This is a genomic window from Methylobacterium sp. V23, from assembly GCF_002917135.1.
GTDB lineage: Bacteria > Pseudomonadota > Alphaproteobacteria > Rhizobiales > Beijerinckiaceae > Methylobacterium.
Genome location: NZ_PDHT01000008.1, coordinates 1 through 20,592, shown reverse-complemented (window position 1 = coordinate 20,592; position 20,592 = coordinate 1). Strand labels below are relative to the sequence as shown.

General features: G+C 71.0%; 22 protein-coding genes. 15 read left to right on the top strand and 7 right to left on the bottom strand.

What is annotated here, in order from left to right; genetic code table 11:
- Positions 1 to 50 precede the first annotated feature (50 nt).
- The 4 genes from CRT23_RS09615 to CRT23_RS09600 all read left to right on the top strand — a co-directional run bounded on the left by CRT23_RS09615 (position 51) and on the right by CRT23_RS09600 (position 5,652).
- A complete protein-coding gene (locus tag CRT23_RS09615) occupies positions 51 to 1,373 on the top strand; it encodes a homoserine dehydrogenase (protein WP_103709505.1) in 1,323 nt (440 codons plus the stop codon).
- Positions 1,374 to 1,505: 132 nt separating this feature from the next.
- Positions 1,506 to 2,492: a class II fructose-bisphosphatase gene (gene glpX / locus CRT23_RS09610; RefSeq protein WP_055949950.1), complete on the top strand. Its 987-nt coding sequence runs from the start codon at positions 1,506 to 1,508 to the stop codon at positions 2,490 to 2,492.
- A 588-nt stretch (positions 2,493 to 3,080) separates the two neighbouring features.
- The gene (locus CRT23_RS09605) at positions 3,081 to 4,748 is read left to right on the top strand and encodes a methyl-accepting chemotaxis protein (protein ID WP_103709504.1); all 1,668 of its coding nucleotides are present in this window, start codon (positions 3,081 to 3,083) and stop codon (positions 4,746 to 4,748) included.
- A 76-nt stretch (positions 4,749 to 4,824) separates the two neighbouring features.
- Positions 4,825 to 5,652, top strand: coding sequence for an SGNH/GDSL hydrolase family protein (locus CRT23_RS09600; protein ID WP_103709503.1), 828 nt, complete (start codon positions 4,825 to 4,827; stop codon positions 5,650 to 5,652).
- A gap of 55 nt (positions 5,653 to 5,707) precedes the next feature.
- On the opposite strand, the gene CRT23_RS09595 is transcribed toward CRT23_RS09600, so the two are convergent.
- The 4 genes from CRT23_RS09595 to CRT23_RS09580 all read right to left on the bottom strand — a co-directional run bounded on the left by CRT23_RS09595 (position 5,708) and on the right by CRT23_RS09580 (position 8,854).
- Entirely contained in the window at positions 5,708 to 6,583 is an 876-nt protein-coding gene (locus CRT23_RS09595; RefSeq protein ID WP_055949958.1) for a tetratricopeptide repeat protein, read from the bottom strand.
- A gap of 261 nt (positions 6,584 to 6,844) precedes the next feature.
- On the bottom strand, positions 6,845 to 7,954 hold the full coding sequence (locus CRT23_RS09590; protein WP_103709502.1) for a 5-(carboxyamino)imidazole ribonucleotide synthase: 1,110 nt from the start codon (positions 7,952 to 7,954) through the stop codon (positions 6,845 to 6,847).
- A 47-nt stretch (positions 7,955 to 8,001) separates the two neighbouring features.
- Positions 8,002 to 8,499 (bottom strand): 5-(carboxyamino)imidazole ribonucleotide mutase, encoded by a 498-nt coding sequence (gene purE, locus CRT23_RS09585; protein ID WP_103709501.1) that lies wholly within the window; start codon positions 8,497 to 8,499, stop codon positions 8,002 to 8,004.
- Between the two features lie 136 nt (positions 8,500 to 8,635).
- Complete coding sequence (locus tag CRT23_RS09580) at positions 8,636 to 8,854, bottom strand: DUF465 domain-containing protein (protein ID WP_055949968.1); 219 nt, start codon at positions 8,852 to 8,854, stop codon at positions 8,636 to 8,638.
- 194 nt (positions 8,855 to 9,048) lie between these two features.
- Here CRT23_RS09580 and CRT23_RS09575 point away from each other — a divergent pair, with 194 nt between their 5' ends.
- The 6 genes from CRT23_RS09575 to CRT23_RS09555 all read left to right on the top strand — a co-directional run bounded on the left by CRT23_RS09575 (position 9,049) and on the right by CRT23_RS09555 (position 13,825).
- Entirely contained in the window at positions 9,049 to 9,231 is a 183-nt protein-coding gene (locus tag CRT23_RS09575) for a DUF465 domain-containing protein (protein ID WP_055949971.1), read from the top strand.
- Between the two features lie 261 nt (positions 9,232 to 9,492).
- On the top strand, positions 9,493 to 11,433 hold the full coding sequence (locus CRT23_RS09570) for a propionyl-CoA synthetase (protein ID WP_103709500.1): 1,941 nt from the start codon (positions 9,493 to 9,495) through the stop codon (positions 11,431 to 11,433).
- Positions 11,434 to 11,588: 155 nt separating this feature from the next.
- On the top strand, positions 11,589 to 12,707 hold the full coding sequence (locus CRT23_RS09565) for an NADH:flavin oxidoreductase/NADH oxidase (protein ID WP_103709499.1): 1,119 nt from the start codon (positions 11,589 to 11,591) through the stop codon (positions 12,705 to 12,707).
- Between the two features lie 85 nt (positions 12,708 to 12,792).
- Entirely contained in the window at positions 12,793 to 13,155 is a 363-nt protein-coding gene (locus CRT23_RS09560) for a hypothetical protein (protein ID WP_055949978.1), read from the top strand.
- Between the two features lie 179 nt (positions 13,156 to 13,334).
- Positions 13,335 to 13,502: a hypothetical protein gene (locus CRT23_RS28425; protein ID WP_181017303.1), complete on the top strand. Its 168-nt coding sequence runs from the start codon at positions 13,335 to 13,337 to the stop codon at positions 13,500 to 13,502.
- Positions 13,503 to 13,528: 26 nt separating this feature from the next.
- Positions 13,529 to 13,825 (top strand): hypothetical protein, encoded by a 297-nt coding sequence (locus CRT23_RS09555; RefSeq protein WP_103709498.1) that lies wholly within the window; start codon positions 13,529 to 13,531, stop codon positions 13,823 to 13,825.
- Between the two features lie 8 nt (positions 13,826 to 13,833).
- Here CRT23_RS09555 and CRT23_RS09550 read toward each other — a convergent pair whose 3' ends face one another.
- Positions 13,834 to 14,631 (bottom strand): phosphodiester glycosidase family protein, encoded by a 798-nt coding sequence (locus tag CRT23_RS09550; RefSeq protein WP_103709614.1) that lies wholly within the window; start codon positions 14,629 to 14,631, stop codon positions 13,834 to 13,836.
- Between the two features lie 290 nt (positions 14,632 to 14,921).
- Between CRT23_RS09550 and CRT23_RS09545 the strand changes: the two genes are divergently transcribed.
- Positions 14,922 to 15,431, top strand: a complete 510-nt coding sequence (locus tag CRT23_RS09545; RefSeq protein ID WP_103709497.1) for a hypothetical protein — start codon at positions 14,922 to 14,924, stop codon at positions 15,429 to 15,431.
- 86 nt (positions 15,432 to 15,517) lie between these two features.
- Here CRT23_RS09545 and CRT23_RS09540 read toward each other — a convergent pair whose 3' ends face one another.
- A complete protein-coding gene (locus CRT23_RS09540) occupies positions 15,518 to 15,916 on the bottom strand; it encodes a DUF4174 domain-containing protein (protein WP_103709496.1) in 399 nt (132 codons plus the stop codon).
- Positions 15,917 to 16,106: 190 nt separating this feature from the next.
- Here CRT23_RS09540 and CRT23_RS09535 point away from each other — a divergent pair, with 190 nt between their 5' ends.
- The 3 genes from CRT23_RS09535 (at position 16,107) to CRT23_RS09525 (ending at position 19,072) form a co-directional block, all read left to right on the top strand.
- A complete protein-coding gene (locus tag CRT23_RS09535; protein WP_103709495.1) occupies positions 16,107 to 17,123 on the top strand; it encodes an NADP-dependent oxidoreductase in 1,017 nt (338 codons plus the stop codon).
- Positions 17,124 to 17,331: 208 nt separating this feature from the next.
- Positions 17,332 to 17,922, top strand: coding sequence for a single-stranded DNA-binding protein (ssb, locus tag CRT23_RS09530; RefSeq protein WP_103709494.1), 591 nt, complete (start codon positions 17,332 to 17,334; stop codon positions 17,920 to 17,922).
- Between the two features lie 157 nt (positions 17,923 to 18,079).
- Positions 18,080 to 19,072 (top strand): DUF808 domain-containing protein, encoded by a 993-nt coding sequence (locus CRT23_RS09525; RefSeq protein WP_103709493.1) that lies wholly within the window; start codon positions 18,080 to 18,082, stop codon positions 19,070 to 19,072.
- On the opposite strand, the gene aroQ is transcribed toward CRT23_RS09525, so the two are convergent.
- Entirely contained in the window at positions 19,069 to 19,533 is a 465-nt protein-coding gene (gene aroQ / locus CRT23_RS09520) for a type II 3-dehydroquinate dehydratase (RefSeq protein ID WP_103709492.1), read from the bottom strand. The genes CRT23_RS09525 and aroQ overlap by 4 nt on opposite strands.
- 141 nt (positions 19,534 to 19,674) lie before the next feature.
- Between aroQ and CRT23_RS09515 the strand changes: the two genes are divergently transcribed.
- On the top strand, positions 19,675 to 20,508 hold the full coding sequence (locus CRT23_RS09515) for a 3-keto-5-aminohexanoate cleavage protein (RefSeq protein WP_103709491.1): 834 nt from the start codon (positions 19,675 to 19,677) through the stop codon (positions 20,506 to 20,508).
- Positions 20,509 to 20,592: the final 84 nt, after the last annotated feature.

The following is a 20,592-nucleotide window of genomic DNA, read 5'->3' as shown; positions in this document are numbered from 1 at the left end:
GGTCCCGGACGCGACAGGTCCACGGCGCGACAGAGTGACGGAACACACCCATGACACAGAGCCTTCGCCTCGGCGTTGCCGGCCTCGGCACCGTCGGCGCCGCCGTCGTCCGGATGGTCGCCCGCCGGGCCGAGGCCCTCGGCCAGACCAGCGGACAGGCGATTCGCGTCACCGCCGTGTCCTCGCGTGACCGGGGCCGCGACCGCGGCCTCGACCTCGCCGGCGTGACCTGGTTCGACGATCCCGTCGCCCTGGCGGCCTCCGTGGAGGTCGATTGCGTGGTCGAACTCATCGGCGGCGCCGAAGGACCGGCCCGGCAGACGGTGGAGGCGGCCCTGGCCGCCGGCAAGCACGTGGTCACCGCCAACAAGGCCCTGCTCGCCAAGCACGGCGCGGCGCTCGCCCGGCAGGCCGAGGCGGCGGGCGTGGCCCTGGCCTACGAGGCCTCCGTCGCCGGCGGCATCCCGGTGATCAAGGCCCTGCGGGAGGGCCTGACCGGCAATGCCGTGTCGCGCGTCTACGGAATCATGAACGGCACCTGCAACTACATCCTGACCCGGATGGAGCGCGAGGGCCTGACCTTCGAGGCCTGCCTCAAGGACGCCCAGGCCCTGGGCTACGCCGAGGCCGACCCGACCTTCGACGTCGAGGGCTTCGACACCGCCCACAAGCTCGCGATCCTGACGAGCCTCGCCTTCGGCACCGAGGTCGACGCCGAGGGCGTCTCCGTCGAGGGCATCTCGGCGATCCAGCCCCTCGACCTGACCATGGCCGAGGAGCTGGGCTACCGGATCAAGCTCCTGGGCGTCGCCCAGGCGGCGGCCGGCGGCATCGAACAGCGGGTCCATCCGACCATGGTGCCGAAATCCTCCGCCATCGCCCAGGTCATGGGCGTGACCAACGCGGTCACCATCGACGCGGACGCGGTGGGCGAACTCACCCTGATCGGCCCCGGCGCCGGCGGTGAGGCCACCGCCTCGGCCGTGGTCTCCGACATCACCGACATCGCCGCCGGCACCCGCCGCCCGACCTTCGGGCGTCCCGCCGCCGCCCTGAGCCCGTCCCAGCGCGTCGCCATGCAGCGGCACGAGGGCGGCTACTACATCCGCCTCACCGTGCACGACCGCCCCGGCGTCGCCGCGGGCGTCGCCACCCGCATGGCCGAGCGAGAGATCTCCATCGAGAGCATCCTGCAGCGCCGTTCCGAGAGCGCGGCCTCGAAGGACCCGCATGGCCGCTCCGGCCAGCCGGTCCCCCTGGTGCTGATCACCTACGCCGCCACCGAGGGCACGATCCGGGACGCCTTGGACGCCATCGCGGCCGACGGCCTGCTCGCCGAGGCGCCCCAGCTGATCCGGATCGAGCGCGAATAGCACCCGTGCGTCCGACATCGTACGATCCGGGGTGAACGAAGAAAAATGCGCGTCATGGTCGAAACTTAGTGCCTCACGCGCATTTTAGTTCATAAGGAGCGCCCGAGAGAGGCGCAGGGGCGCGAGGCTCACATGTCTGGTGGCAATTTGGAATCGCGCGCGCCGGTGGCCCGGTCCCTGACGCTGGAGCTGGCGCGGGTGACGGAGCGGGCCGCGATCGCCGCCGCCCGCCTGCGCGGACAGGGCCGCGAGAAGGAGGCCGACCAGGCCGCCGTCGATGCGATGCGCCTCGAGCTCAACCTGCTGCCCATCGATGGCACCGTGGTGATCGGGGAGGGCGAGCGCGACAACGCTCCGATGCTCTATATCGGCGAGCGCCTGGGCACCGGGGACGGCCCGAAGGTCGACATCGCCGTCGATCCCCTGGAGGGCACCACCCTCTGCGCCAAGGACATGCCCGGCGCCATCGCGGTGACCGCTCTGGCTGAGGCCGGCTCCCTGCTGGCCGCCCCCGACGTCTACATGCAGAAGATTGCTATCGGCCCCGGCTACCCGGCCGGCCTCGTCGATCTCGATGCCAGCCCGGCCGACAACATCGGCGCGCTGGCCCGTCACAAGGGCGTCGACCCGGCCCAGATCACCGCCATCATCCTCGACCGACCCCGGCACATGCAGCTCGTCGCCGCCGTGCGGGCGACGGGGGCCGGCATCCGCCTGATCTCGGACGGCGACATCGCGGGCATCATCCACACCGCCAATGCCGACGCGACCGGGGCGGACATCTACCTCGGCATCGGGGCGGCCCCCGAAGGTGTCATCGCCGCCGGCGTGCTCCGCTGCATCGGCGGCCACATGCAGGGCCGCCTGATCCTCGACAGCTACGACAAGCGCGAGCGGGCCGCCCAGATGGGCATCAGCGATCCGAACCGGAAGTACGAGCTGCACGACATGGCCCGGGGCGACGTCATCGTCGCCGCCACCGGCGTCACCGACGGCGCCCTGCTGAAGGGCGTCCGCTTCCGGCCCGGCCTGATCGAGACCGAGACCGTGGTCTATCGCTCGGCCAGCGGCACCGTCCGGCGCATGCTCTGCGAGCACCGCCTGCTGGGCGACGCCTGAGCGGGAAAGATCCGGGCTCGGACCAGGCGAAGGCGCTGTCTCGGCCCAGGCCCGCAGAGCTCGGCACGACCGCCGCAAGATCGCGTACAATAACGCTGGCTCCGTGCGAGAGCGGACGAAAGGTTGCCCCTCCGAGGATCGACGGCCCGACAGATTCGGCAGAGAATCGGCGCCGCCTTCCTGCGGACGACATCCGAGTCGGGCAGCCCGGCCGACGCCGGGAACTTTCGCTCTCGGTACAGGCTACTGCGGATTCCATGTTCCTCTGTCATGGACTTGCGATGTCCAAGTCCTCCGCTCGACAAACCAGGGATCGTCAACACCGACGGACTGCCGAACACGAAATTTCACCGTATCGAACATTGATCTCGCTAGATTATCGATAGAACACAACGCAATAATTCGATGAATGCTGAAATCCGCCCGGACGATCATCACGAAAATGTTTATGGGCACGCCAAAAGCTATCGATCCGGAAATAAAGCGGTCTTCATCACTTCGGCAGACAAGGTTGGTCCATGAAACCGGAACCGTCCGTCGAACCGACGGGGGACCGGATACCCGACCGTCTTTCCGGCAGATCACCGCATGCTCACCACCATCAAAGGCCGCCTGGTCACGCTGCTTGGCGTGATGGGCTTTCTGCTGCTCCTCTCCTCGGGGATCGGCAATTTCGCCCTGTCGGCGAATCACCGGAGCTTCAACACCGTCTTCGGCGACCGCATCGTCCCGCTGCGGCAGTTCAGCCTGATCCGCGATGCCTATGACGATCTGCTGGCGACGTCGCGCGCGCTGCGAAACCGGCAAGGGGAGGCCGGCCAGGCCCGCGCGAAGATCGAGGCGGACCTCACCAGTCTCGGGACCCAGTGGTCGGCCTACCTGGCGACCTACCTCACCCCGGAGGAGAAGGGCCTCGCCGCCGAGATGCAGCGTCGGATCGACCACAACGCCGCGATCGCGGCCGACATCCTGCACCGCCTCGCCTCCGGCGGCACGCCCGACTTCGACGCGACCCACGCGGCTCTGGTCAAGGGCCAGGAGGAGGCCAACGCCGTCCTGAGCAAGCTCACCGCGCTGCAGGTCCGGGAGGCGCAGACCGAGTTCGACCGCGCCGAGACCCATTCGGGCCAATCGCGCCTGGCGCTGCTGGCCCTCGTCGCCCTGGCCACCGCCGCCATCGGCTTCGGCCTCTACACCGTGCTGGCCCTGGTCGTGCGCCCGCTCGGCGGCATGACCGGCACCATGGCCAAGCTGGCCGACGGCGACGTCACGACCGACGTGGCGGGCGCGCAGCGCCGGGACGAGATCGGCGCGATGGCCCGGGCGGTCCAGGTCTTCAAGGACGCCATGATTGCCAAGCGCGACGCCGACGCCGCCGCCGCGATCGAGAGCGCCGCGAAGATGCGCCGTGCCGAGATCCTGGACGCCGCGACGCGGGGGTTCCAGGCGCAGGTCTCGCGCCTGACCCACGGCCTGTCCTCCGCCGCCATTGAGATGGAGGCCACAGCGCGGGCGATGAGCCGCACCGCCGACCAGACAGCCGCGCAATCCCTCAGCGTCGCCTCGGCCGCCGAGCAGACTTCAGCCAATGTCCAGACGGTGGCGGCCGCGAGCGAGGAGATGGCCTCGTCGATCGGCGAGATCGCCGCCCAGGTCGCCCGCTCGGCCGCGATGGCGGAGCGGGCCTCCGAGAACGCGGCCACCACCGACACGATCATCCTCGGCCTCGCCGAAGGGGCTGAGCGGATCGGCACGGTGGTGGGGCTCATCTCGGGCATCGCGGCCCAGACGAACCTGCTGGCGCTGAACGCCACCATCGAGGCGGCCCGCGCCGGCGAAGCGGGCCGGGGATTCGCGGTGGTCGCGGGCGAGGTCAAGGAGCTGGCCTCCCAGACCGCTCGGGCCACGGCGACGATCTCGGACCAGATCACGACGATCCAGGGCGAGACCCGCCAGGCGGTCACGTCGATCCGGACCATCGGCGCGACCATCGCCGAGCTGCGCAGCATCGCCATCGGCGTCGCGGCGGCAATGGAGGAGCAGGGGGCGGCCACCCAGGAGATCGTCCGCAATGTGACCCAGGCCGCCCAGGGCACGCAGTCGGTGACCGTCAGCATCGGCAGCGTGACCCAGGCCGCCGGCGAGACCGGAGCTGCCTCGTCCCAGGTCCTGGCCGCCGCGTCCGACCTCGCGCGCCAGTCCGAACAGCTCAGCGCCGAGGTTTCGGGCTTTCTCGCCACCGTCCAGGCCGCCTGAGCGGGCTTGCCCGTTGGTCGGCTTTCGGGGCTGATGCCGGACGCCCCGGATGCTGGGGCCGGCATCGGGAGAACGGATGAGCGGTTCCGACGACACCCGCCCGCGATCCGGGCCCCGGCGCCGCCTGCTCGCCGGAGGCCTCGGAGCGGCAGCGCTCGGCGCTCTGTTGCTGGGGGCCTGGGTGCTGGGAGCCTGGGTGCTCGGCGCCGGGCTGCTGGGACACGGAGTGCCGGGGGCCGGACGCATCCTCGGGACTGAGGACGCGGCTCGGCGCAATCGCCAGATCGCCGATGCCCACCTCGCCGCGCGCCTGCCGGCGATTCGGGCGGCGCTGGCGGCGGCGCGGCCGGGCTTCCTGTTCCTGGCGGGCAACTCGCACGCCGAGCTCCTCGGGAACGCCCTGGCCAGCCGGGCCGACGTGGTGAATGGCGGGATCGGCGGCACCTCGGCCCGTCGCTACGCGGGCGAGATCGAAGGCTTGAGCGTCCCCGTCCGGGCCGGAGTGGGGGTGCTGTTCGTCGGCACGAACGACATCCTGCGGCGGGCCGACCCTCTGTCGGCGCGCACCGCGGGCGGGTTCGCGGCGGCGACGGCGCGCCTCCTCACGTGGCTGGGAGCGCATGCGGATCGGGTGCTGGTGGCGGCGGTACCGCCGATCGGGCCGGGGGCCGAGGCGGAGCGCGATCCGGCGGCGGTGGCGGCCTACACGGCGATCCTGCGCGGGCTCTGCGCGCGGCAGGGCTGCCGGGTCTTCGACCCCTTCGCGGATCTGCGCGACGGACCACCGGGCCTGACCACGCGGGCGGTGCCGCCGGACGGCGTGCACCTGCGCGACTACGACGCCCTGGCGGCCGGGCTCGAGACGCAGCTGCGTGCGCTGACGGCCGTTCCGCCGCCGGACTGAGCAGGCGGCGGCACCACGGATGCGAGGGCGACGCCGAGCCCCCGCACCGGCTCGGTCAGTTGAACAGCGAGCCGACGCCGCCCTGGACGCGGCCGAGGCCCTGCTTGGCCACCGCGTTGCCGGGCTCGATCTGCGCGGCGCGCTGGTAGCTCTCCACCGCCTCCTTCTTGCGGTTGGACTTCTCGTAGGCGAGGCCGCGATAGGCCCAGGAGGTCGCGTCCTTGTTGTTGACGTTGAGCGCCGCGTTGTAGTCCTCGATCGCCTTGTCGTACTGGTTGGTGGCGATCAGGCTCTGGCCGCGCGCCGCGTAGGGCGCCGCCACGAAGGGGTTCCGGTCGATGGCGGCGTCGAAATCCGCGATGGCCTGGGTGTTCTGGCCCTGCTTCTGACGGACGAGGCCGCGCGCGTGGTAGGCCTCGGCCGATTCCGGCGCCAGGCGGATCGCCTGGTTGAGGTCGGAGGTGGCGCCCTCGAGATCACCCTGGGCGCGCAGCACGTTGGCGCGGCCGATATAGGCCGGAGCGTAGTTGGGATCCGCCGAGATCGACTTCGAGAAGTCCTGCAGCGCGGCATCGTTGCGGCCGATCTGGCGGTTGGCCAGGGCGCGGTTGTTGTAGGCCGAGGCCGAATTCGGGTCGATCTGCACCGCCTTGGTGAAGTCGCCGATGGCGTCGTTGAACTGGCCGGCGCGGGCATAGGCGGCGCCGCGGGTCACGTAGGCCGCCGCGTCGTTGGGATTGCGCTGGATCACGTCGGAGAGCGAGGCGATGTTGACCGTGGTGGCGCCCGTCTGGTCGGATTCGAGCACGGCGAACTGGCGCGACGCGGTGGCACCGCCGCCATAGGTCTCGCAACCGGCCAACGCGGCCGCCACGAGCGCCGTGGCCCCGATCAGCCCCGCCTTCGATGCCCGCAGCTTCAAAACCGTCATGGTCCTCGCTCCCCCCGGCGTCGCGCGCGACACCGCCCCCGATTCGATTGCGTCCCGTGCCGGTCCCCGCATGAAGGGGGCCGGTTGCGCCGGCACCATCCCGCATCGCGGTGAATGCGCGCTTAAAGTCGGCGACGGGTTCCGCTCAAGCGGTCGGATGTGGCGAAGGTATGACCCGCCCGACCCGCCGCGCCGAAACGGCCGGCGGGACCGTCGGTTGCCGGGTCGGTGTCACAATCGGGCCGCGGTTCGGGAGGCGTCTCAGGGTCTCGGCAGCAGCTGGGTGACGTGGCCCATCTTGCGGCCCGACCGGGCCTCGCCCTTACCGTAGAGGTGGAGTTGCGCCCCCGGCCGGGCGAGGATCGCGGCCCAGTCGTCGACGTCGGCGCCGATCAGGTTGTGCATCTCCACCGCCATGCCGCCGACCCGGGCCGAATCGCCCAACGGCCAGCCGCAGACCGCCCGGACGTGCTGGGCGAACTGCGAGGTCGTCGCGCCCTCGATGGTCCAGTGGCCGGAATTGTGGACCCGCGGGGCGATCTCGTTGACCACGACCCGGGCGGGCCCGTCACCTTGCGGCACCAGGAACATCTCGACGGCGAGCACGCCGACATAGTCGAGCGCCTCGGCGATGCGGCGGGCGATGCCGATGGCGGCCGCCTCGGTCTGCGGCGCGATGCCGGGGGCGGGGACGCGGGTGACGGCCAGGATGTGGTCGCGATGCTCGTTGGCGCAGGGGTCGTAGGCCGCGAAGGCCCCGTCGGTCCCGCGGGCAGCGACCACCGAGACCTCCGCCTCGAAGGGCACGAAGCCCTCCAGGATGCAGGGTGCACCGTTGAACTCGGCCAGGATCGCGGCGGGATCGACCGCGCCCTCGGCCCGGATCATGCGCTGGCCCTTGCCGTCGTAGCCGAAGCGGCGGGTCTTCAGCACCGCCGGGCGGCCGATCTCGGAGAGTGCCCGGGCAAGGTCCTCGGCCGTGTCCACGGCACGGAACGGCGCGGTCTCGATGCCGAGGTCGTTGATGAAGCGCTTCTCGGTCAGCCGGTCCTGCATCGTGGCGAGCGCCGCGGCGTTCGGGTGCAGCGGCGCCTTCGCGGCCAGGGCCTCGGCAGCCTGGGCGGGGATGTTCTCGAACTCGTAGGTGACCACGTCGACGCTCGCCGCGAAGCGCGCCAGGGCCGCGACGTCGTCGTAGGCCGCGATGGTGGCCTCGGCCGAGACGTCGAAGGCCGGGCTGTCGGCATCGGGGGCGAAGACGTGGACCCGCAGGCCGTAGGTGGCGGCCGCGAGGGCGATCATGCGGCCGAGCTGGCCGCCGCCCACGATGCCGAGGGTCGCGCCGGGGCGGATGTCGGGGAGGGCGGTCACGGCGATTCGCTTTTCAAGACACGTTGCAGGTCACGGCGGAGGAGAACTTACGGCAGGTCGGTCACCGGGGTCTCGGCGACGCTCGCGGTCTGCGCGGCGCGCCAGGCTTCGAGCCGCGCGGCGAGGCCGGGATCGGTGAGGGCGAGGATGGCGGCGGCGAGCAGGGCGGCGTTGACCGCGCCCGCCCGGCCGATCGCCAGGGTGCCCACCGGGATGCCGGCGGGCATCTGCACGATGGAGAGCAGGCTGTCCTGTCCCGACAGGGCCTTCGATTCCACCGGCACGCCGAGGACGGGGAGGGGGGTCATCGCCGCCGTCATGCCCGGCAGGTGAGCGGCGCCGCCGGCCCCCGCGATCACCACCTGGAATCCCTCCGCCTTGGCGCCCTTGGCGAAGGTGACGAGGCGGTCGGGCGTGCGATGGGCCGAGACGATGCGGTCGTCATGGGCGACGCCGAGCGCATCCAGCGTCTCGGCGGCATGCCGCATGGTCGCCCAGTCCGACTGGCTGCCCATAATGATCGCGACCGGGGAGGCTGCCGCCATGGTCGTCAGATCCCTTCGCGATCATGTGGTGGACGGGCCGTGCGACGCGCCGCGGCCCCTGGAACGCCGAATACAAAAGCGATGGCGCGCCCGCAAGGCGCGTCCCGCACGGGCCGCCGCCCGCCGGGAGGCCCGGTCAGGCGATGATATCGGGGGTGATCTGGTCCTCGAGATACGAGATCCGGTCGCGCAGGGAGAGCTTGCGCTTCTTCAGGCGCTGGATCTGCAGCTGGTCGGCCACCACCCCGACCTCGAGGGCATCGATCGCGCCGTCGAGGTCGCGGTGTTCCTGCTTCAGCCGCGCCAACTCGTCGGCGGGTTCCACCGACGCATCGTTATCGAACTGGACCGCCATCGCACCTGATGTCCCGGGACGCTTTCGCGGCAGACCATGCGACAGCCGCTCGGCCTGGGCAAGAACCCGCCGCGCCTCCTGCACAACCATCCGCCTGCACAAACATCCGTCAAGCCTAGCCGTCGATAGGCTTCGACAGCCGGCTGATCATATGTCAGTCTGGCCGCGTCGAAACGAGACAGGAGACACAGCTCATGTCACTGCAGACGCACCTGACCCAGCTCGCCCGGAAGCACGAAGCCCTCGAGCAGGAAATCCACGACGCCACCCTCCGACCCTCGGCGAACGATCTGCGAATCGCAGAACTCAAGAGACGCAAGCTCCACCTCAAGGACGAGATGAACCGGCTGCGAAGCGGATCCGACCAGCTGCATTAGCGGCCGCTCCGGCCCCACCTCATCGTCTCTCGAATGTTCGCCGCCGCCCCTGGTCCCCAGGGCGGCGGTTTTGGTTTCAGCATCCTCGCGCCCCTGGTCCCCGGGGCGGCGGTTTTGGCTTCCGCCGGCTTCGTAGCACGTAGGGCAGGCGCAAAAGTCTGCGGTTCACGCTGTCCGGCCGGATGGCGCAGCAGTCCGACGCCGGAAATTCCGCTAGAGTGCGGAGAAACCGGCAGCACGACCGGTTCCGCAGGATACGCCATGGACGCTACGCCCCACGCCCCGAATCCGTTGCCCGGCCGCTATGCCGAGGCCCATGCGGCGTCCCTCCGCGATCCGGAGGCGTTCTGGCTGGACGCGGCCCGGGCGATCGACTGGTCCAGCCCGCCCACCCGCGCCTTCGACGGGGCGGCCGGCGCTGATGGCCGCTGGTTTCCCGACGCCACCCTGAACGCCTGCCACAACGCCGTGGACCGGCACGTCGCGGGCGGACGCGGCGACCAGGCCGCGATCCTGTACGATTCGCCCGTCACCGGCACGAAGCGGCGCATCACCTACGCCGAGTTGCGCGGCGCGGTGGCGGTGCTCGCCGGGGTCCTGCGCGACCTCGGGGTCGGCCGGGGCGACCGCGTCGTCATCTACATGCCGATGGTGCCGGAGGCCCTGTTCGGGATGCTCGCCTGCGCCCGCCTGGGCGCGGTGCATTCGGTGGTGTTCGGCGGCTTCGCCGCCAACGAACTCGCGATCCGTATCGAGGATGCCGCGCCCAAGGTGATCCTCGCCGCCTCCTGCGGCCTCGAGCCGAGCCGCGTTGTCGCCTACAAGCCGCTCCTCGACGCCGCCGTCGCCGCCTCGTCGCACAAGCCGACGGCCTGCCTGATCCTGCAGCGCCCGCAGGCGGCGGCCGACCTCGTGCCGGGGCGCGACCACGATTGGGCCGAGACGGTGGCGCGGGCGGCGGCCGGGGACCGGCGGGCGGCCTGCGTGGACGTCGCGGCCACCGACCCGCTCTACATCCTCTACACCTCCGGCACGACGGGAAAGCCCAAGGGCGTGGTGCGGGATACCGGCGGCTACTGCGTCGCGCTGACCTGGTCGATGCCCAACCTCTACGACGTGGCGCCGGGGGAGACCTACTTCTGCGCCTCCGACATCGGCTGGGTGGTGGGCCATTCCTACATCGTCTACGCGCCCCTCCTGCACGGCTGCACCACGGTGCTCTACGAGGGCAAGCCGGTGGGCACGCCCGATGCCGGCGCCCTGTGGCGGGTGGTCTCCGAGTACGGCGCCGCCTGCCTGTTCACGGCGCCCACGGCCCTGCGGGCGATCAAGAAGGAGGATCCGCGCGCCGAGCGGGTCGGCACCTACGACCTGTCGGGCTTCCGTTCCCTGTTCCTGGCCGGCGAGCGGGCCGACCCCGATTCGGTGGCCTGGGCGGAGCGGGCCCTCGGGCGTCCCGTGATCGACCACTGGTGGCAGACCGAGACCGGCTGGGCCATCGCGGGCAATCCCGTCGGTCTCGGCCAGCTCCCGGTTAAGCACGGCAGCGCCTGCGTGCCGATGCCGGGCTACGACCTCGCGGTGCTGGACGAGGCCGGCAAGCCGGTGCCCGCGGGCACGATGGGCACCATCGCGTTGAAGCTGCCCCTGCCGCCGGGCTGCCTGCCCACGCTCTGGGGCTCGGAGGAACGCTTCCGGTCGAGCTACCTCGCCACCTTCCCGGGCTGGTACGACACCTCGGATGCCGGCATCGTCGATACCGACGGCTACGTCACCGTGCTCGGCCGCACCGACGACATCATCAACGTCGCCGGGCACCGGCTCTCCACCGGCGGCATGGAGGCGGTGCTGGCGAGCCATCCCGACGTGGCCGAATGCGCGGTGATCGGCATTCGCGACACCCTGAAGGGCGAGCAGCCCTGCGGCTTCGTCGTGCTGAAATCCGGGGTGGATCGCCCAACCCAGGCGATCGAGGGCGAGCTCGTGGCCCTGGTCCGCGAGCAGATCGGCCCCGTGGCGGCCTTCAAGCTGGCCTTGACCGTACAGCGGCTTCCGAAGACCCGCTCGGGCAAGATCCTGCGCGGAACCATGAAGCGCATCGCCGACGGCGAGCCCTGGACCACCCCGCCGACCATCGACGATGCCGGTGTCCTCGACGAGATCGGCGTCAGCCTGAAGGACCGGGGGATCGGCGCGGGCTAGGCAGAAACGGGACGCCGGGCACGAGTCGCCGCGGACGAGTCGCCGAGGACGAGTCGCCGGGGACAGATCGCAAAGGACGGGTTGGCGGGAGACGGGTAGCCAAGCGTGCGCCGACGCGCCACCTATGCGGGGATGCAGCCAAGCCGGAGCCCCGCATGACCGCCCGCCTGTTCGAGCCCCTGCGCCTCGACAATCTCACCCTCGAGAACCGGATCATCGTCGCGCCGATGTGCCAGTACTCGGCCCATGCGGGCCAGGCCGGCGACTGGCACCTCATGCATCTCGGGCAGATGGCGATGTCGGGGGCCGGGCTGCTCACCCTGGAGGCGACAGCGATCTCGCCGGAGGCGCGGATTTCGCCCACCGACCTCGGGCTCTACTCCGACGAGACCGAGCGCGCGCTGGGCCGGGTCCTGGACGCGGTGCGCGGCGACGCCCCCGTGCCGATCGCGATCCAGATCAACCATGCGGGCCGCAAGGCCTCCAGCCGCGCGCCCTGGGACGGCGGTGCCCAGATCGACCCCGAGGCGCCGGAGGGCTGGCGCACGGAAGCGCCCTCGGCCCTGGCGCACGGGGAGGGCGAGGCGGCGCCCCACGCCCTCGACTCGGAAGGGCTGAAGCGCATCCGCGACGGCTTCGTCGCCACCGCGCGCCGGGCCTTGCGCCTGGGCATCGACGGCTTCGAGCTGCACGGGGCACACGGCTACCTGCTGCACCAGTTCCTGTCGCCGCTCTCCAACCAGCGCACCGACCAGTATGGCGGCACGCTCGCCAACCGGATGCGCTTCCCGCTCGAATGCTTCGAGGCGGTGCGCGAGGCCGTGCCGGCGGGCAAGCCGGTCTGGATGCGGGTCTCGGCCACCGACTGGGTCGATGCGGGCTGGACCCTGGAGGAGACGGTGGAACTCGCCCACGCCCTGAAGCGCCGGGGCGCGGCCGCGATCCACGTCTCCACCGGCGGCCTCTCCACACGCCAGCAGATTCCCCTCTCGGCCGGCTACCAGGTTCCGTTCGCCGAGCGGATCAAGGCCGAGACCGGCCTCACCACCATCGCGGTCGGGCTCATCACCGAGGCCGCCCACGCGGAATCGATCCTGGCCCAGGGGCAGGCCGACGCGGTCTCCCTGGCGCGGGCCCTGCTCTACAATCCGCGCTGGCCCTGGCACGCGGCCGCCGAGCTCGGAGCTCAGGTCCGCGCGCCCCGGCAGTACTGGCGCTCGCAGCCGCGCCAGTTCAAGGACCTCTTCATCGACACCCGGCACGGGCAGCGCTGAGCCTGCCTCACGGCGGGCCCGGTCACCGACCGCTCTGCATCGACCACCCCGCTGCGGCGGGCATTCCGGAAGAGACACACGCACCATGGACGACGACGACGACGTCACGACCTTCGCGGTGGAGCGGGTCCGCCTCGACATCGAGAACGGCATCACCCTGATCTCGGGGGCCGACGACGAGGAGGAGCCGGCGGGCTACTTCATCATCCAGATCGAGAAGGGCGATCCGGACGGGCCGCTGATCGAGGTCTTCGGCGAGGACCTGACCCAGTCGGACGGCGTCACCCGGCTCGAACTCGGCCTGCGCCACCTGCAGTTCGCCTTCGACCCGGGCAGCACCATCGGGGCCGAGATGCCGTCCGTCCGCATCGAGTCCCGCACGGAGATCCCGGAGGGCGTGCGCGCCCGCCTGTCCGTGGCGTTCGGCAAGCGCGCGAAGCGCGCGTGAGACGGAGACCGGGCAAGCGCGCGAAGCGCGCATGAGACGGAGACGGGGCAAGCGCGCGTGAGACCAAGAACATGCGCGAATCGCGCGCGCGACGGAGAGCCTGTGCGGAGCGCGGCCGACATCAGGACGCGCGCAGAGCGCACGTGAGATCAACCCAGAGCGAGGCGAAGAGGGATTCCGTGGCGATCAAGGTCGGCGACTACGTTGCATCCGACGACAACGAGGCCACCATGACGGTGGTGGCCCTGGAGGGGGACCGGGCGCTCTGCCGTTGGTTCGTCGACGGCGACGTCGACGGCGACGAACAAGAGGCCTGGATCGACCTGGCGACGCTGACCGTTCTGTAGACGGGGCGAACGGAGCCGGAGGGACCATGTCCGAGATCGAGGAGAAGCGGCACGAGATCGCCGAGTTGATCGCCCTGGAACTCGGCCTCGGCGACCTCGAAGGCTTGAGCGCGGCCGACCGGGCCGCCGTGGACCGGCAGACTGCCGAGACCATCGCGGGCTGCGGGGCGGACAGCCCGGACCCCGCCGACTGCACCGAGGCCAATATCCGCCTGCGCGGCCTGCTGCAGCAGTATCGCGCCCTGCAGATCCTCCGGAGCGACGAGGCCGATGCGCGGCTGGCGGAGGAGGGCGAGGTCTTCGGCCGCGAGGACGATGCCTGAGGCGGTCCTCAGCGCGCCACCGCCCCGACCATCGGGCCGAGGGGGCGGCTGAGGTCCGAACGGTTCATCGACGGGGCGTAGAGACTCGACACGCTTCCGTCGAGGAAGAGCGCGTTGCGGCAGCCGAGGGTGTCCTTGAACAGCCGCGCGAAGGCGCCGAAGCTCACCGGGCGCTCGGAGATCGCGAACACGGCGGTGCGACCGTCGTCGCGGACCCCGACCCCGTTGCGGATCTTCTGACTCGGGCCGTCGGCGGAGATCTTGGGGTGGATATGCCCGTCCACGACGAGCATCGGCCCCGACTGAGTGGCGAAATCCGGCTTCGGAGCGCTGCGCAGGTAACGGCCCGTCTCCATCACGCCGGCGCGCTCGCCCTTGACCCAGAAGATGCCGTTCGGCTTCAGGTGAAAGTTGCCCGGTCCGTTGGCGGTCGAGACGCCCTTCAGCTCGCGTCCGTCCTCGATGTAGAGCCCGACCGGGGCCTGGCCCTTGTCGTACATGCCGGCATTCATTGCGAAGCGCAGGCCGGCCCCCTGCTTCTCGGCCAGGGTCGAGAGCGAGGAATAGGGCAGGCCGTCGGCTCCGAGCCAGAACAGCCGCACCCGCTCGCGGCGCAGGTCGACCGTGCAGACGGTGTAGGCCTCGCCCTCCGCCTGGACGGCCCGGCAAGGAGCCGAGGTCAGGGCCGAGGTCGGGGCCGGGGCAGCCGCCGGCGCGGCCAGCGCCGGACCGCCGAGGGCGAAACCGAGGCAGGCGGCCCTCAGCAAGGCGGCGCGCAGCAGGGCGGGGACCGGGAAGCGGCTCATCCGAAGGCGAGCCCGCACGACATCCTGCACCATGGTCACCCGCATCGTCCTCGACCGCGCCTGCCGGAGGATCGAAGCGGCCGGCCACGCTTCCTCGCCCGAAACCCCGGGCGATTTCAAGGGCGGTCACCGGGGCCGGACGTCGCGCGCTTGACCAGGACCCAGGACCCTTGACGTGGACGTGGCGGGCTTCACGATGACGGGAGAGGCAAAACGCGCATGAACCCTTCCGGGTGCCACGGCGTTTGAGCGTCCAAGGGGACGTTTCGGATTCTTTCGGAGACGATGTGATGAAACGAGTTGTTCTGGCCTCGGCGGCCATGATCGGCGCGCTCGCGATGATTCCCGCCACGGCGGAGGCGCGCGGTGGTTTCGGCGGCGGTGGCTTCCACGGTGGTGGGTTCCACGGCGGCGGCTTCGGTGGCGGTGGCTTCCGGGGTGGATTCGGTGGATTCCGGGGCGGCTTCGGCGGCGGCGGCTTCCGCAATGCCGGCTTCGGTGGCTATCGCGGCGGCTTCGGCGGCTATCGCGGTGGGTTCGGTGGCTACCGCGGCGGCTATTACGGCCGCGGCTACGGGCGCGGCTACGGCTACGGCCTCGGCGGATTGGGTCTCGGCGTCGGCCTCGGCCTGGCGGCGGGTGGCCTCTACGGTGGCTACGGCCCGGGTTACGGCTACGGCTACGCCCCGGTCGGTTACGGCGCCTACGATTACGGTTACGGCGGCGGCTGCTACACGGTCCCGCGCGTGCGCTGGACGCCCTACGGCTACCGCCGGGTGCTGGTCGAGCGCTGCTACTGATCGGATCGCCCGATCTGATTCGCGATCGGATTCTCGGAGGGGCCGCCGCGTGCGGCCCCTTTTTTCGTCGGCTGCCCGTCCGCGCCTCAGCGGCGGCGCTCGTCCCGACGCATCGGCATCGCGTCGATGGTCTCGAACAGCGCGTCGGCCCGAATCGGCGCCGTCTCTGTGCGCTTGGCCTCGCCGTCCTTGCCCACCAGCACCACGCGAAAGCCGTCTCCCGGCAGTCCGAGGGCCGCGCGCAGGCGCAGTGCCTCAGGCGTGTCGCCGAAGGCCTCGCGGATGACGAGATCGCGCTCCTTCATGCCGGCGCGGGCTTTCTCCAGCGCGCCGCGCTGGGCCGTGACGCGCGGATCGCCGGCCTCGGGCGCGGAGATCACCAGCACCCGCGACCTCCAGCGGTCGCGCGCCAGCGGGTTCTCGGCCGCCTGGGCCGCCGTGACGCCGAGCAGCATCGCCCCGATCATCCGCCATCCCCGTGCCATCCTGACCTCTCCCGTGCCGGTCCCCGTCCCGGGACAACGCGGGGAGGACACCCCGGACCCGTCGCCCGACCCGCGCGGAATTGTCATCGGCCGCTTCCGTCCCATCTGTCGGGGGATCTCCCGACCGGGCGCGGCCGCCGCGCACCCGTCGCCCATCGCGAAACGCTTCGCGAACCCCCGGAGGCCCCGCATGACCAACGTGAACCGCCGCATCGTCCTCGCCGCCCGTCCGCACGGTGAGCCGAACGCCTCGCATTTCCGGCTCGAAGAGGCGCGGATGCCGGTGGCGAAGGCGGGCGAGGTGCTGCTCGCCAACCACTATCTCTCCCTCGATCCCTACATGCGCGGACGCATGAGCGCGGCGAAATCCTACGCCGAGCCGGTGGCGATCGGCGACACCATGGTGGGCGCCACCGTGGCGGAGGTGATCGAGTCCCAGCATCCCGACTACCGTGTCGGCGAGACGGTGGTGGGCTTCGGCGGCTGGCAGGACTTCGCCGTCTCCGACGGCCGCGGCCTGCGCCGCCTCGATCCCGAGGCCGCCCCGGTCACCACCGCCCTCGGCATCCTCGGCATGCCCGGCATGACGGCCTATACGGGCCTCCTCAACATCGGGCAGCCCAAGACCGGGGAGACCGTGGTGGTGGCCGCCGCGACCGGACCGGTGGGCTCCCTCGTCGGACAGATCGCCAAGCGCAAAGGCGCCCGCGCGGTGGGCATCGCGGGCGGCCCCGAGAAATGCGCCTTCCTGCGTGACACCCTCGGCTTCGACGCGGCCGTCGACCACCGCGCCGAGGATTTCCCGGATGCGCTGGCCGCCGCCTGCCCCGACGGGATCGACGTCTATTTCGAGAATGTCGGCGGCGCGGTCTTCGACGCGGTGCTGCCGCTTCTGAACAACTTCGCCCGTATCCCGGTCTGCGGCCTCGTCTCCGGCTACAACGCCACCGAGCTGCCGCCCGGTCCCGACCGGGTGCCGGTGCTGATGCGCGCGATCCTGTCGAAGCGCCTGCACGTCCAGGGCTTCATCGTCTGGGACTTCGCCGCGCAGGAATCCGCGTTCCTGCAGGACGTCGGGGCCTGGCTGCGCGAGGGCCTCGTGGTCCATCGGGAAGACATCGTCGACGGTCTCAAGAAGGCCCCGGACGCCTTCGCGGGCCTGCTCCAGGGCCGGAATTTCGGCAAGCTCATCGTACGGATCCGCTGAGCGGAGAGCAGGGCGCTTCCCCCCAGGGGTGCCTTGCCGAAATGGCAGAACAAAGATAGAACATACGGGCGCCACGCTGCCCTGAGAGTCACGGGGACATCCCGCCGACCGCGATTGCCGCCGGGGGCCGAGAGGCCCATGACAGGGCGGCGTCCCGGTGGTTCGGGGTCGCAGCGCGCAGTGAGATCGATCGGTAGGAGAGAGCGGCATGGCCGGCAGCGTGAACAAGGTGATCCTGGTGGGCAATCTCGGGCGCGACCCCGAGACACGGCGCCTCGCCTCCGGTGATCCCGTGGTCAACCTGCGCATCGCCACATCGGAGTCCTGGAAGGACAAGATGTCGGGCGAGCGCAAGGAGAAGACCGAGTGGCACTCGGTGGTGATCTACAACGAGAATCTTGCCCGCGTGGCGGAGCAGTACCTGCGCAAGGGCTCGAAGGTCTACATCGAGGGCCAGCTCCAGACGCGCAAATGGGCGGACCAGTCCGGCGCCGAGAAGTACACCACCGAGGTGGTGCTCCAGCGCTTCCGTGGCGAGCTGACTCTTCTCGACGGCCGCAGCGGCGGCGGTGAGATGGGCATGGACGAGGAAAGCGGCGGCCAGATCAGCCGTGGCGGCGATTTCGGCGGCGGTGGCGGTGGCGGCGGACGCGGCGGCGACCGCGGCGGGGAATACGGCGGCGGCCGCTCCTCCGGCGGCGGCGAGCGCCGGCCCGCTTCGGGCGGCGGCGGCGGCGGCGGCGGCGGTGGCGGCGGTTCCAAGCCGAACTTCGACCTCGACGACGACATCCCGTTCTAGGGTCGACGCCAGGGCCGATGACCGAGCGGGACGCCAGGTCCCGACGGTCATCGGCACGGCTCCGGGATCAAATCGCCGCCCCGTTCGTCTCCTGTAAAGGCCAAGCTCGCCGCGACCTTCCGCGCGCAGGGCTGCGGCCCGGCAGGCAGGGGTTCCCGTGAGCATCGGACTGATCGCGCTTCTGGATGACGTCGCGGGCCTCGCCAAGGTGGCGGCGGCCTCCCTCGACGATGTCGCGGCCCAGGCAGGCCGCGCCGGCGTGAAGGCGGCCGGCGTCGTCATCGACGATGCCGCCGTGACGCCCCGCTACGTGGTGGGCTTCGCCGCCGAGCGCGAATTGCCCATCGTCGGCCGCATCGCCCTGGGGTCCCTGCGCAACAAGCTGCTGTTCCTGCTGCCCGCCGCCCTGGCGCTCGGCGCCTTCGCGCCTTGGGCGATCACGCCCCTGCTGATGCTCGGCGGCGCCTATCTCTCCTACGAGGGCACCGAGAAGGTCTACGAGGCCCTGTTCCCGCATTTGGCCCATGCCCACGAGGCGAAGCGCGACGAGGCCGCCGGCGACGCCCGGGCCCTGGAGGACCGGAAGGTCTCGAGCGCGATCAAGACGGACTTCATCCTCTCCGCCGAGATCATGGCGATCACCCTCGCGGCCCTGCCCGAGGGCTCCCTCTGGATGAAGGCGACGGTCCTGGCCGTCGTCGCAGTGGGGATCACGATCGCGGTCTATGGCGGCGTCGCCCTGATCGTGAAGGCGGACGATGCCGGGGTCGCGATGGCCGCCAACGGGTCGCGCTCGGCCTTCGGCAGCCTCGTGCGCGGTGTCGGCCGCGCCCTGGTCAAGGGCATGCCGGGCTTTCTCAAGATCCTGGCCATCGTCGGCACCGCGGCGATGATCTGGGTCGGCGGCGGCATCCTGGTGCACGGCCTCGAGGGCTACGGCCTGCCCCAGATCGGCCACGCCATCCACGCCGCGGCGGCCGGGGCGGCGGGCGTCGCAGGTCCTCTCGCCGGAACGGTCGAATGGCTCGTCACCGCGGCGGGCTCCGGCCTCGTCGGTCTCGTGATCGGCGCAGCCCTGATCCCGGTGACGAGCTTCGTCCTGGCGCCGGCCTGGAACAGCCTGGCCCGGCTGCGGACCAGGGCCGTCTAAGTCAGCCCGCCCGAGGTCTCGGAGGCGCCGCGCAGGTGGGCGATGTGCCGGACGGCGAGTTCGTAGCCGTGTGTGCCGAAGCCCGCCATCACGGCGGTCGCGGCGAGCGAGACGTAGGAATGTTGGCGGAAGGCTTCGCGCCGATGCACGTTCGAGATGTGGCACTCGATGATCGGCACCTCGCAGGCGTTCAGGGCATCGAGGATGGCGATCGAGGTGTGCGTGTAGGCGCCCGGATTGATCACGATGCCGGCCGAGCCCACGCGATAGGCCTGGATCCAGTCGATGAGCTGGTGCTCGGCATTGCTCTGGTGAAAGGCGACGGCGAGACCGAAGTCCGCGGCCAGGGTCCGGCACCGGGCTTCCACGTCCGCCAGCGTCGCGTGCCCGTAGATGTGGGGCTCGCGCTGGCCGAGCAGATTGAGGTTCGGGCCGTTCAGGATCAGGATCGTGTCGTTCATGAGCGCCAGTCTTAAGGCGGGTGGGCGGGCCCGGAAAGGGTTCTGTCGCGCCCGGAGCGCCGCGCTTGCGGTCGCGGCCAATGCGGGCCATGCCGGGCGGGGAGGGGTGTCCACCGCCATATCCGCACAGGAGGAAGTCTCATGAACGAGCCCGTCGTCATCGCCGTCGCGATCACCGGCTCGGTGCCCCGCAAATCCGATAATCCGGCGCTGCCGGTCACGGTGGCCGAGCAGATCGCCTCGACGCAGGCCGCCTACGAGGCCGGGGCCACTCTCGCCCATATCCACGTGCGCAACGACGACGAGACGCCGTCCTCGGATCCCGATCGCTTTGCCGCCGTCCAGGCGGGCTTGCGCCGGCACTGCCCCGACATGGTGGTTCAGTTCTCCACCGGCGGACGCGGGCGCGACCCCGCGAGCCGAGGCCTGTCCCTGCAGCATCGTCCCGACATGGCCTCGCTGTCCACGGGGTCGGTGAACTTCCCGACCATCGTCTACGAGAACCACGCAACCCTGGTGACGGACCTCGCGGGTCAGATGAAGCAGTTCGGCGTGCGCCCCGAGATCGAGATCTTCGACCTGTCGCATCTCCACGGCGCCCTGCGCCTCGTGGAGGCCGGGCTGATCGATGACAGGCCCCACGTGCAGTTCGTCGTGGGTGTGAAGAACGCCATGCCGGCGGACCCGCGCCTCCTCGACCTCATGCTTGGCGAGATGCGCCGCATCCTGCCCCGGGCGACCTGGACGGCGGCCGGGATCGGGCGGCACCAGGCGGAGGTGATGGACTGGGCACTCGCCCGGGGCGCGCAGGCGGTACGAACCGGCCTCGAGGACAACATCCGGATCACCCGGGAACGCCTCGCCAGCGGAAATGCCGAACTCGTCGCCCTGGCGGCGGAGACGGTGCGGCGGCACGGCCGCGGGATCGCCACGCCGGCGGAAGCCCGTGCGATCCTGGGCCTGACGCAGGCTTAGAACGCCGAGAGGCCCGTCGCGTGTGTTGCGCGACGGGCCTCTTAGCGTTTGTGTTTGGTTGCGGGGACAGGATTTGAACCTGTG